Origin of the sequence: Cesiribacter sp. SM1 (genome assembly GCF_020178975.1) — a bacterium.
Classification (GTDB): domain Bacteria; phylum Bacteroidota; class Bacteroidia; order Cytophagales; family Cyclobacteriaceae; genus Cesiribacter.
On sequence record NZ_JAHXBU010000088.1, the window covers coordinates 291,980 to 304,113 of the forward strand.

Sequence of the window (12,134 nt, forward strand, 5' to 3'; positions counted from 1 at the left end):
ATTGTCAATCCATCCTCTTCATACATAAAAAAACACTCCCGCCTGGGAGTGTTTTTTTTCATTGAGCGTGGTTGGTTGATTGGTATCTTTAAATAATCACTAATGTGCACAGGGCTGCGGAAGCTTTTCGCTGATTGGGCGAAAACGGATTAACTTTCTGAACCAGTAAGGTTGCTGCTCCAGCAGTGGATCGCCGGGAGCAGCACTTGCCATTGAAAAAGTTTTCTCCTGGCCCTTATAAACGTAGGTAACATTTGCAGGCTTCCGCATTGATATGATCCGCTGAAAGTGCGGGTACACCACCATCTTGTTCTGCCTTACATATTTTTTAAGTACTTTATCGCTGGATGATTTGATTTGCACCAGTTCTTTCTGATAATCAAAAATCTGCACAGAAGCAGGTACAATCAGGTGGTTCGATATGCCACCTTCTGTTCTTAAGTTAGAAAACATAGCAAAAGATGACTCTGTTTTCAAGCCCAGGTAAGGGCATATACCATTAAAGAATACCAGTATTGGTATAATCAGTAAAGAAGCATGGGCAATAGAAAAGGCTTTGTCTGATGCGCCTGTTTTGGTATCCCTGGTGAGCATGGCCGTAATAAAGATTGCAATAAAGCCAAAGCTGAAAGCTGTCCAGATTACATGCCTGAAATAATCTTTAAACCCGGTTGTTAAAACATGCACTACTGCAACTCCGGCCAGAAACACCAGCAGGAACATACCTAGCTTAAGGTAACTAAAGCTGGGTAACTGTGCCTTGATAAAGAACTTTCTGCTATAAGTGGCTTTATACACATTGTATAATTTATTGCTGAAGCGGTAGCTGGTAAACAGGAAGTACAAAGCAAAAATAACCGAAGAGAAATCGTAAAAGCCATTGATTGGATTATAGGCAATTACACAGTGAAACACCAGTCCAATGAGCAAGCCCCAGTTTCGTGTTCGCCTTATGCACAACAGAATCGGTATCAGTGCTTCAACAAAAACAGTAAGATAAGCATTAAGGGCTAGTATATCTGTTGTTGATGGTAATATCGAGTAAGCATTTTGCGCCACGTAAAAATCAGAGGCACAACTAACTTCCGTTGTAAAGAAGTCGGAATTCAGTTTGTGAAAAACTACAAAAAAGTAAAGAATGATGAGTTCAATTCTCACGATTGGGGCAAGGGTTTCCAGGAACTCAACACGATCTATCCGGAAGCTCTTATGTTTGAGCACCAAGTAAATAAGTGCATGTAGGATTGTTAAATTCACAAAGGCTGCAAATATCCAGTGGTTGCTGCCCATGGGAAGAGCATTAAACACCTCATACAGTTGCAGGGCTATAAAAACTAGCAGCCTAATAATGGAAGAGGGCTTAAACATCAGGTAAACTGCAGCTGCACTTAGCAAGAAGTAGTGAAACTCAATCGTGAACATCCTGTTGGTAGCCATGTGGAAAAGGGTGGAGATGGCCCAGATGCTCACAAAGATCTTATACCTGATTTCAGTAGAATGGTAGTGGCTTTCTACTGGTTCCGACAGATCTTGTTGGTTAATGAGTACATTCGAATACATGCAGATGATTCAGTTGATAGTTGAAAAAACCGAAAATTCACTCTTTTTTGTCTGCCATCAGGGAGTAGTAAAAAAATCTGATACGCTTTTAACGGCTGGCCTACAATTCAGGTTGTGAAGTTTGAACTTTTATTTGTTAATTTTTTTCTATTACTAGAATAAAGCTCCTTTTAAGACACATTAACCTGATGTTGTAGTAAGAAACAATTATAGTCACAGCCTTATCATAACTGTTTACCCTGCTACAGTTGTGATAACGGTGCGACTATAATAATTATTGATGACCTTTTATTTGCAGGTGCAGCTAAGGGCTTGCAAATAAACTGCTAAGCGCTCAAATGCTGGTAATAGTTATAAGTAAAAGGATTAGCGCATGGGCGTTTATGCGCATCATACAGGCCAATGTACTTTACTGTTTTGCTTTCATCCATTTTGTTGATGAAAAAGTCAGTAGAAAGAATATATTCCCTTGCAAGGAAATCTACCAGGGAGGAATCAGTTGATTTGATCTTTAGCAGATAAAGCGTTCTGGCTTTTATGTGTACATATTTACCTTGTCCCCTGTATTTGAAGAAGTCAGCAACAAACTGCTCAACACCCTTTTCGTCTAATTTCAGGTAGTCAAATTCGTTCTTCAAAATTCCGGCCATTGCCTGTTCCGTAGAAATTGCACTGTAACCTATCCCTGGCAGGGCAAGTGCTGCAGCACCCAGGCCGGTAAGTTGTAAAAATTTCCTTCTTTGCATGACTTAAAAATTAAAATGATTGATCAGCTGCATAAAGCGACAGCGCTGATATGGTAAGTGTAGGGTTAGCAGGCGTAAAAGTGGTGAAGCTACTGCCCCCGAGCACAAACAGGTTACGGTACTGATGGTGTATCAAGTGCTTATCTACCACACCATCGCTGGCAGAATTGCTCATACGTGCAGTACCCAATATGTGTGCTTCTGTATCGAAGGGTGGTTCGTGTTCAATCTTTTCCACTGGCAGGCAGGAGAGTATGCCCGGCAGGTTCTCTTTCATTTTTTCTACTGCCTTGCTGGCATATTCCGAAATCCCCTTGAAGTGTACGGCAGGTTTCAGCACATCTGCTGTTGTGGCAACATAATTACGCTCCTGGGGCAGGTCTTCAAAGATCATCCTGAAGCTGATGATGTTGCGCCATTTGCCCCGCTCCAGGCGGAAATAAGGATAATTGCTGGATTCCATCAGGCATGCTGCATACTCCCTGCGGTGGTCACCGTCATAGAGCATATAGCCATTGGCATTTACCCAGGTGCTGCCACCAACATTTGCCTGTCCATCCAGGTAAACCATGGTTTGCAAACCATACTGCTCACCCAGGTACTTTCCGGTAAATTTGTTCGAATCGCCGGAATTCAACAAAATGTTTGCATTGAACATGGCATTGGTGCCCAGGGCAACAACTTCGCCGCTAACTTTCTGGTCCCTGCCGTCCTTCTGAAAATGTACAGCCTTTACTTTGTCCTGTTGCAGGTCCAGGTGCAGTACCGGTGCACCCGTTATCAACTCAACGCGGCTGTCTTCATAAACGCCGATACCTGAGTTTTCAATAGTAAATTTTGCATCTACCGGGCAGGTATGGCAAACTGCACTGCCGCAGCAGATGCCTCTGCCATTTACCTGAACACGACTACGGGCAGTGGGTTGGTTAATATAAAGCTTCCCATACTTTTGCTTCAGTACTTTATCTACCGTAGTGAATTCGTGCGGAGGCTGCGGGTAGGGGCCTTTCCTGGGGAAAGGTGTTTCATCAGCAGGTCCGGATATGGACATGGTCTCTTCTGCCTCAGTATAGTAATCCTCCAGCTCATCGTACTGTACAGGCCAGTCGTTGGCAACACCATAGAGGCTCTTCATCTTAAAGTCGGATGGTAAGAAACGTGGCGTGCAGCCATACCAGCAGTTAGAGCTACCTCCGAAAGCAGGCTGAAACTTCCAGTGTTTTTCCGGATTATTATTGATGTAGGAGTCTTCATAGGGGACATTAAGTTTTGCATAAGGGGTTTCTTCGCCCCTTTTTTCCTTAAGTCTTTCCTGATGGGGGTACAGATGCCCGCGCTCTAAAACCAGTACTTTTGCAGAAGCAGCAGCCTTACTTAAGTATTTTTTCAGAAAGAAGGATGAGGCAAAGCCTGTACCGATCACTACTAAATCATATGAGTCGTGTTTCACCAGACTAAAAGTTTAATGTAAAAATGGTGATAGAGGTATATTTAAATAATAGTCAGATCTAATGTAAACTATAAAGTACAGCTTTCATTTAATGCTATATTAATTGTTTGCGAATTCTGCTTAAAGATCCTTATCTGTGCTAAGCATAAATCAGCTAAAAAATCATTCTGCTCTAGATGCCCTGCAGTACTTTACTGTAAGCCTTAAACCTGATTTGTAATAAGACTACAAAGAGGTGCAGGGCTTGTGTTCTATTTCCAATTGCCTTACCAGCACTAACCATCTCTACATTTTAAGATGGAACTAATTAAAAAGTACACCGCAATTTGAATAATTTCTTTAAATATTAGAAATAATAAGTGCTTTTTTCGAGTAATTTTCCAGCTAATTCCTATTTTGAGTTCTATGTGGCTGATCCCCAGGTCCAACAGCAGGATAATGCTTACACCTGCCGATGACCTTTTACACTAATCAAGCTTATTAACTTTATGATGATGTACCAGCAGGGCAGAAGCGCCACTGCAGAGCACAGGCATCAGCGCTACAGCCTTATGGCAACAGATTAAAGCTTTTCTTTAACTAAAGTGGTGTAATCATTTCCCTGACATTACACGTTATATAAGTCCTAATTATTATTTAAAAAGTGCAGGGCTTTAGCGCTATCGTGTGCTCGGGCACAATCAATACGCTGTTTTCTTTTTCAGGTTACTGCTAAGGCTTTAAAAAAATGCTATTTCGTTTCTATTCTTGCGTTACAGCACCGGCAGGGTAATACTATTTAAGCGCTAAAACATCTATCATAGTAACAATATTCTTTTTTTATCATGAGCAAGCGCTTCTGTATAGTTCTGTTATTGTTGCTGGTATCTGCCCAGCTTTTTGCACAGGATTACAAGAAACTAATGAAAAAGGGCAAGAAGCATTACGATCGTGGTGAAATCAACAGTGCCCTGCATTATTACCTGGAGGCAGAGAAACTGGAGCCGGGAAATGTTGATCTGGCTCTGCATATTGGATGTGCTTATTTGCTTAGTGATTATAAACACTATGCTTTGCCCTATCTGACTAAAGTTCTAAAGCTGGCACCTCAAAAAGATCCCGACATCAGATTTTACATGGGGCTTGCCTGCCAGCACAACTACCAGTTTGAAGAAGCCATTGAGCATTATAATGCTTATGCCAAGCTACGTTTATCGAACAAGCCAGATGTAACCCCCAGGATCAGGCAATGCCAGCAGGGCGATTCGCTCATTAGCAACCCGGTAGCCGTAGAGATAGAAAACCTGGGTTCAGCGATAAATTCCCCAGCACATGACTATGCGCCTATTATTACTCCAGATCAGTCTGTACTGGTGTTCACAAGCCGCAGGGAGGGTTCTACGGGGGGGCAAAAAACAGCCGACGGAGAGTCTTTTGAAGATATATACATTTGCTACCGCCGTGGCGATAACTGGACCGCCCCTGTGCAGATCAGTGAAAACATTAACTATGATTACCACGACGCCGCTGCCGGCATTTCGGCCAATGGCAGGGAGCTTTACCTGTACATAGAAGAAAATGGAGGGGACCTCTATCGCTCGGTGTTTGATGGCAGTGACTGGAGCGAACCGGAACCCCTGCCTGATCCCATCAACACACCTTATTGGGAAACCTCGCTGTCGATCACTCCGGATGGCAAGCGCCTGTTTTTTGCCAGCGACAGGCCTGGCGGGCAGGGTGATCTCGATATTTACACGAGCGAGCGCCAGGCAGATGGCAAATGGGGATTGCCTGTAAACCTGGGGCCAACTATCAACACTGCAGGTTCTGAAGACTCTCCCTATATACACCCCGACAGCAAAACACTTTACTTTAGCTCCGATGGTCGTCGGGGGCTGGGAGGTTACGATGTGTTCAGGAGCGAATGGTCGGGGCAGCAGTGGCAAAAGCCGGTAAACATGGGATACCCCATCAATACCCCCGATGATAATTTTCATTTTATCATGGCTGAAAACCGTACCCAGGCTTATTATACATCTGTTCAGGAGGGTGGGGAAGGTAAGGCAGATCTCTACAGAATTACCTTTCTGGATGAAAAGGTAAACGCAATATTAGCAGCAGCCAAAAAGAAAAAAGAAGAGGCGGCGGCTGTGCGTTCCGAAGCTAAACCAGTACTCCCGGCGGCGGCAGTCTATTCGGGGCAGTTGCTGGATGCTGAAAGCGGAAAGCCCCTGCAGGGTACACTCACCATTGCCGATCCACAATCCGGTAACATAATATCTGTAGCACAGACAGATGAACAGGGTATTTTCAGCCTAAGTGTTGAGAAGGAAGGCCTGTATGCCCTTAGCGCCGAGTCTGACGGATATATTATTTTATCGCGTACCCTTAAAATCAGCCGCATGGGTGAGAAAACCAGGCACATGAACACAGACCTGCGCATGAGTGCTATCAAAGTAGGTACCAAGGCTATTATGGCCAACATTTTTTTCGAAACAGGTAAGTCTAATCTTAGAACAGAATCTATCATTGAGCTCGATAAGATCAGGGACTTTCTGCAGCGGTCACCATCCATTAAAATTCAGATTAACGGGCATACCGATAATGTTGGGAAGGCTCATTACAACAAGCAATTATCACAAAAAAGAGCCCAGTCTGTTATGGACTACCTGGTGAACAATGGCATTGAGGCGGGCCGTTTATCGGTAATGGGATATGGACAGGAGCGACCCCTGTTCTCCAACGACGATGAGGAGGAAGGAAGGGCACTGAACCGGCGAACAGAAATAGAAGTACTCTCTTTCTAAGGAGATACCATAGCCGGCGCAGTAAATGATCAATTGGTTCTGCGCCCGTTCATATTGTATAAGTTGGTTTCAACTGTAGCAGTCTTCTACCGGGGAGCTGTTTGCCCTGGTATTATAACTTATTTTGTGCAGGCTTCCGGTCAGGCCTAGCAAATTTGAATACTAATAGCTGGGAACTAATTGTCTTTTTTGGCACGATTTTTCGATTACGCTTATCAAATGAATAAGTGTTTTTAAACTTCGTTACTATGAAAAAGATTGCATTAACCCTTTTTGCTGCAGTATTTATTTTTACGCTACAGGCCCAGGCGCAGGTACGTGGCGGTATACGTGCAGGATTTAACGCAGCCACCTGGGGTGGCGATGCTGTAGAGAGCTTCACCGATATGTTAGATGCTACAGGGGTGGTTAAAACAGAAATGAATCCTTCTTTTCATGCGGGGGCATATCTGCAGGTACCAATCAGCAATGCTGTTTCCATCGAGCCGGGCATATACTATTCTGGCAAAGGGATGCGCGTTACACAGACGTTTGGTACAAACAGCTTTATCAGGCCACAGGCTACGGTAACTAATAATTCACACTATATAGAAATGCCTGTTCTGATGCGCTTTCACCTCGGCCCCGGATTTCAGGTGTACGCCGGACCACAGCTCTCATACCTGGTAGCAAATGAGGTGAATGCAGAAGCTGGCATCCTGGGCTTGTCTTATGAGCAGAACTGGGAGGTAGATCCAGGTTTACGCAAAGCTGACTTTGGTGTAGCCGGTGGTATCGGATATGAATTTGCCCAGGGCTTGAACCTGCAGGCAGGATATGAGTGGGGTCTAAGCTCCCTTGATGAGGGTAAAAGTAACTTTGATGCCTACAACAGGGTGATCAAGGTTTCAGTAGGATATACCTTTGGACTCTAATCAACATTTTGAATAATAAAGATCTGCAAACCAAAAAGCCCTGCCTGGAAGCGGGGCTTTTTGGTTTTTTTATTTTACAATGAGACACTCTTTGGCATCTAGCCCTGTATCTCAGAGTAATCATTACACTGCCGCCAGTATTGCACAGCCTGGCTGTATTGAATAATGCAGTGGAACATTAAGCAGCCTGGCGTTTAGCACGTTCCCAGACAGCAGACTGGCTGCCGCGCAGGTATCGCCAGAAACCGGCATAAACAGCATAATTCATCATAAAGAAGTAGTAGGGTATAAAAAATACTTTTATGCGGGTACGCCTGTTTTCCAGTAAAAAACCCAGCAGGGCAAATGCATAGAATACTAACTGTGCACCTAATACAAGCTGAAAGAACGGAGATCCACTAAGGGCAAGTGCCATGTTAGACAACAGGATGATCAGCAGTGAAAGAGGGGCGAGGGTCCAGCGCAGCACCCTGTGCGATACATACTGAAAGCTTAGCCAGCCATAACGGAGTGGGTTCAACACAGATTTAAGCCTCACTACAGCCTGAATGCCTCCGGCAGCGATGCGGATTTTGCGCTTCAGTTCTTCTCCTGAATTTGCGGAAGGAAGCTCTTCTGCACATGCTTCAGGTTCGTAAATTACACGGTAGCCCTTTTGGGCAATGCGCATGGTTAGGTAAAAATCTTCTATTACAGTATTACGCGGTACAGCTTCAAAGCAGCTGCTGCGTATGGCAAACAGCTCACCGGCAGCACCCACAACGGTATGTAGTTCGGAGTCCCAGCGCTTAAGTGTGTTTTCGTAGCGCCAGTAAAAGCCTTCGCCAGCACCTGCTGCGGCATCTTCCTGGGCACTAAGCACTTTCTTTTCTCCGGCAACAGCACCCACTTTTTCATCTTTGAAATGCCTGGCCATGTTTTTGATAGCCTGTGGATTGAGCAGGGTATTGGCATCAGTAAACACAACCAGATCGGTTGTTACCTGCTTCATGGCACGCTCTACTGCTGCCAGTTTTCCCTGGCGCTCCGGGCGGTGCAGGTGCACCAGTTGCGGATAACGGGCTACTATCTCTGGGGTGCGGTCATCAGAGCCGTCGGTCACAAACATATATTTGATACGTTCAGTGGGGTAGTCGAGCGTTAGCGAATTAAAAATCTTTGTCTGGATGTCTTCCTCCTCGTTATAGGCTGCAACAAGTAGGGTTACCGTAGGCCACTCAGGAGGTTCTGCTGCAAATGGTTTTCCCCTGAATAACCTTTTTACTTTTATCATGAACCACAACAATAACCCGTAACCCATGTACGAGTAAAAAACAATGAAAAGACTGAGCCAAAAAAGTATTGCAATAAACTTCATGGTGGAAGAGAGGAACTTAAGGTTGATAATATATTTACAAATAAAAATATAAAAAGTTATACAAGGAAGCCATTGACTCAAATTATATCAGGCTTTGTGAAGTAGTTTGATAGGGGCTGTATACTTATATATTGTAAACATTTGCTTTATGCCTGCCTGTAGTGCAGCTACAGAGATTATTTTGGTGCTTATACGTTTTGATCAGGTATAAGGGTTTGAATTGAAGAAAAAATAAATGAAAGATGCTTTTGAAAAGGATGCTTTACCCGCTCCGTTTGAAGATAAAGCAAGGGGAGTATACTTATACTACTGATGTATACTTAGGAGCTCAGGCAGGAGGGTAGCCCCTGCTCATCTAATCTGTTTGTTGAGCATCTGCCAGATACGAAGTTTACACCTGGCTTAATGAAGCAGCCCAATCCTTTTGCGGCAGGGGGTATAAGATGGGCCAGAAGTAGCTTACATAAAAGCACAGCCAACCGCCTCCCTTTTCCAGGCTTTCTATAGGATGTGCCGGGCATCATCGGCAAACTTTCAAGAAACCGTGTTCCTGAAAAAATATTTTAGCTAGTGCCATTGGGTGAAAATCAATTGTTTAGCGTGCTGCAAACGGGTGCGTTAACCTGCTTATGACAAAACCTACTGTTATAATTTTGCATCGAAGTCAACTAAAAAATTATGATTCCGTTTAAGAAGTGGAATCGCACTACACATGAAAATGTGGAGCCAATATATGTTGATGTGGATATGATGTTGAAGGGCATCTTCAAATAACATGATCAAGCTAAATGCTTTTATCGTTAAGTAAGAAATAATAAGTTTTATCGGTAAAAGACCTCCTGTAATTATATATTGTAAGTCTTTGTAATTGAACTGTTTTAGTAAACGAGAGCCTTTTTAATTGTATTAAATATATATCTAGCTTGATTTTATTGAAGATTAATTATAGATTATCAATATAAATTTATAAATTACACCTCCATTATACAATAATTATTTTTACATTTGTACGTAATAAAATAAGCCGTATTCATCTGCTTTTTTAACTAAGTTATGGACCTCGTACACATTTTCAGGATACTCCTCAAACGTCTCTGGTTATTAATTACTGTTCCTTTAATCACAGCGGGCATTGCATACATGCTGCTCAGGGATACGGAAGATTACTATTCCTCTACCACGCAGGTAGCAACCGGTATCACAATAAGAGAGAAGGTACAACTCAATGAAGAAAGATTTTCTCCCTGGGAGGCAGATCTGAAATTCAATAACCTTATCCAGACGTTTAAGTCTCCGGTAGTGGTGGGCTTACTGTCTTACCGGCTTATTCTGCACGACCTGGAAAGCCCCGATGCTTTCAGGACCCAGGCAGAGAGCGAGGACTTTCATAAGTACTTTAGCAAAAATGATCTGCAGCAGGCAGCAGTTGTTTTCAGGCAAAAGCTTGATAACATGGAGGTGCTCAATGCATTCGATGACCAGGACCGTAAGCTTATAGATTTACTTAAATTCTATGGCTACGACTACAATACCTTATCGGAAGGGGTGGGTATAGAGCGTGTAAAAAACACAGACTATATCGATATCTCCTACCTGTCTGAAAACCCCCAGCTTTCTGCTTTTGTGGTGAATACCTTTGTTGATGAATTCAGGCGTTACCACGATGTAATGCATGGACAACGTTCAGGGCAGTCGGTAGAATTTTTTGCCACACTGGTAGAAGAAAAAAGAAAAAGCCTGGATGAGAAAAGAGAACTGCTCCGTTCTTACCTGGCAGACAGCAAAGTATTGAATGCAAACCTGGAGGGAGATTCCAAAGTAAGCCAGATAGCTAATATTGAACGTGAAAAGCAGGATGAGCAAAGTAAGCTCATGGGGCTTGAACTAACCTTAAGGGATATAAACAAGCAGCTGAATTACTTTAAGAGTGATGGTGCCGGCAGTGCAAGAAACACCAGGATCGTGGAGCTGCAGAATAAGCTTGAAAGCCTGAACTCGCGTTATATTGGCAGTAATAACCAGCAACTGCGCGACAGTATAGATTTGGTGCGCAACCAGATCAAAGAAGAGTCTGCAAAAGCACAATTCGGTTTGTATGGTTCGCAGGATAAGATTATTACCCTGGAGGAAAATAAAAACCAGACACTTCTGGAGATAGATGTGAGCAGGGGCAGGATCAGGTCGCTAGAAGGCCAGCTGGCTATGCTTAATGCCATCAAATCTGATTTTGCAGATAAAAAGTCTACAATAGCAGAGCTCGAGCGTGAAGTGGAGCTTGCTTCCAATGAATACACCTCTGCACAGGAAAAACTGAATGCCGCTAAAAACGTGGCGCTTGTAGATACCGGAAACATTCACCAGGTTATTTACGGGCAACCAGCCATTGAGCCCGAGCCATCCAAGAACTGGATCTTTATAACCATGGCCGGACTGGTGAGCCTGTTCCTTTGCCTGGTGGTTGTACTCCTGATAGAGTATGTTGACCTTTCTATCAGAACGCCGCAAAACTTCGAAAACCAGACGCGCCTGCCGGTTGCCGGTACGCTTAACCAGATCAACGCCTCAAAGCTAGATCTGTACGACCTCTTCCATAACACCCATAAAGAGGAAAGCCTGGAAACCTTTAAGCACCTGCTGCGCAAACTGCGCTTTGAGCTGGAGGAGAGTGGTAAGCAGGTATTTCTGTTCACCAGCACCAAACAGGCAGAAGGCAAATCATTTGTGATCATGACGCTGGCCTATTCTTTAAGCCTGCTTCATAAGCGTGTGCTGATTATTGATACTAATTTCAAACACAACACGCTTACACAAAGCCTGCTGGCCAAGCCGCAGAACACCAAGTTGCTGAATGGCTATATGGCAAATGGTAAACTGCTCTTAACCGAGGGCAATGCTGCAAAGAAAGAGGAATCTACAACGGCAGCTGCCACAGCAGATGCTGCAACAGAAACGGAAGAATCAGATCATTACTCTTTCATTTCTCCAACACACCACACCAATATAGATATTATTGGCAGCCATGTAACCATTGCCTCTCCGGCAGAAATATTATCTGGTAAAGGGTTTAACTCGTTAATGGTAGAGTTAAAGCATCATTACGATTACATATTCCTGGAGGGTGCTTCTCTGAACGATTATTCTGACACCAAAGAGCTGATACGCTATGCAGAAAAAGTGGTAGCAGTATTTTCAGCCCAATCGGTAATCAAGCAGCTGGATAAGGAATCTATCCGTTACCTGAAGGAGCTTAACGGTAGCCTTATGGGGGCGGTAGTAAATAAGGTGGAGCACAAGAACCTTAAGCTGTAATAACCATAACCA

General features: G+C 43.7%; 7 protein-coding genes. 3 read left to right on the forward strand and 4 right to left on the reverse strand.

The window, feature by feature from the left end:
- Window positions 1-99: 99 nt before the first annotated feature.
- The 3 genes from KWJ01_RS15015 to KWJ01_RS15025 form a co-directional block, all read right to left on the reverse strand.
- On the reverse strand, window positions 100-1,560 hold the full coding sequence (locus KWJ01_RS15015; protein ID WP_224997435.1) for a hypothetical protein: 1,461 nt from the start codon (window positions 1,558-1,560) through the stop codon (window positions 100-102).
- A 326-nt stretch (window positions 1,561-1,886) separates the two neighbouring features.
- On the reverse strand, window positions 1,887-2,306 hold the full coding sequence (locus KWJ01_RS15020) for a twin-arginine translocation signal domain-containing protein (RefSeq protein WP_224997436.1): 420 nt from the start codon (window positions 2,304-2,306) through the stop codon (window positions 1,887-1,889).
- A gap of 10 nt (window positions 2,307-2,316) precedes the next feature.
- Window positions 2,317-3,756: a GMC family oxidoreductase gene (locus tag KWJ01_RS15025; protein ID WP_224997438.1), complete on the reverse strand. Its 1,440-nt coding sequence runs from the start codon at window positions 3,754-3,756 to the stop codon at window positions 2,317-2,319.
- 824 nt (window positions 3,757-4,580) lie between these two features.
- On the opposite strand from KWJ01_RS15025, the gene KWJ01_RS15030 reads away from it, so the two are divergent.
- Together KWJ01_RS15030 and KWJ01_RS15035 are read left to right on the forward strand one after the other, a co-directional pair.
- Window positions 4,581-6,542, forward strand: coding sequence for an OmpA family protein (locus KWJ01_RS15030; RefSeq protein WP_224997440.1), 1,962 nt, complete (start codon window positions 4,581-4,583; stop codon window positions 6,540-6,542).
- 248 nt (window positions 6,543-6,790) lie between these two features.
- Window positions 6,791-7,456, forward strand: a complete 666-nt coding sequence (locus KWJ01_RS15035; protein WP_224997442.1) for a porin family protein — start codon at window positions 6,791-6,793, stop codon at window positions 7,454-7,456.
- A 178-nt stretch (window positions 7,457-7,634) separates the two neighbouring features.
- Here the strand turns inward: KWJ01_RS15035 and KWJ01_RS15040 are convergent, their stop codons facing one another.
- Window positions 7,635-8,729 carry a glycosyltransferase family 2 protein gene (locus KWJ01_RS15040; protein WP_370634726.1) on the reverse strand — a complete coding sequence of 365 codons (1,095 nt, stop codon included), beginning with the start codon at window positions 8,727-8,729 and terminating at the stop codon, window positions 7,635-7,637.
- A gap of 1,137 nt (window positions 8,730-9,866) precedes the next feature.
- Here KWJ01_RS15040 and KWJ01_RS15045 point away from each other — a divergent pair.
- The gene (locus KWJ01_RS15045) at window positions 9,867-12,122 is read left to right on the forward strand and encodes a Wzz/FepE/Etk N-terminal domain-containing protein (RefSeq protein ID WP_224997447.1); all 2,256 of its coding nucleotides are present in this window, start codon (window positions 9,867-9,869) and stop codon (window positions 12,120-12,122) included.
- Window positions 12,123-12,134: the final 12 nt, after the last annotated feature.

Excerpts from the sequence above, each read along its gene's own strand:
- KWJ01_RS15015 (WP_224997435.1), bottom strand. The coding sequence starts at position 1,560 with ATGTATTCGAATGTACTCATTAACCAACAAGATCTGTCGGAACCAGTA.
- KWJ01_RS15020 (WP_224997436.1), bottom strand. The coding sequence starts at position 2,306 with ATGCAAAGAAGGAAATTTTTACAACTTACCGGCCTGGGTGCTGCAGCA.
- KWJ01_RS15030 (WP_224997440.1), top strand. The coding sequence starts at position 4,581 with ATGAGCAAGCGCTTCTGTATAGTTCTGTTATTGTTGCTGGTATCTGCC.
- KWJ01_RS15035 (WP_224997442.1), top strand. The coding sequence starts at position 6,791 with ATGAAAAAGATTGCATTAACCCTTTTTGCTGCAGTATTTATTTTTACG.
- KWJ01_RS15040 (WP_370634726.1), bottom strand. The coding sequence starts at position 8,729 with ATGATAAAAGTAAAAAGGTTATTCAGGGGAAAACCATTTGCAGCAGAA.
- KWJ01_RS15045 (WP_224997447.1), top strand. The coding sequence starts at position 9,867 with ATGGACCTCGTACACATTTTCAGGATACTCCTCAAACGTCTCTGGTTA.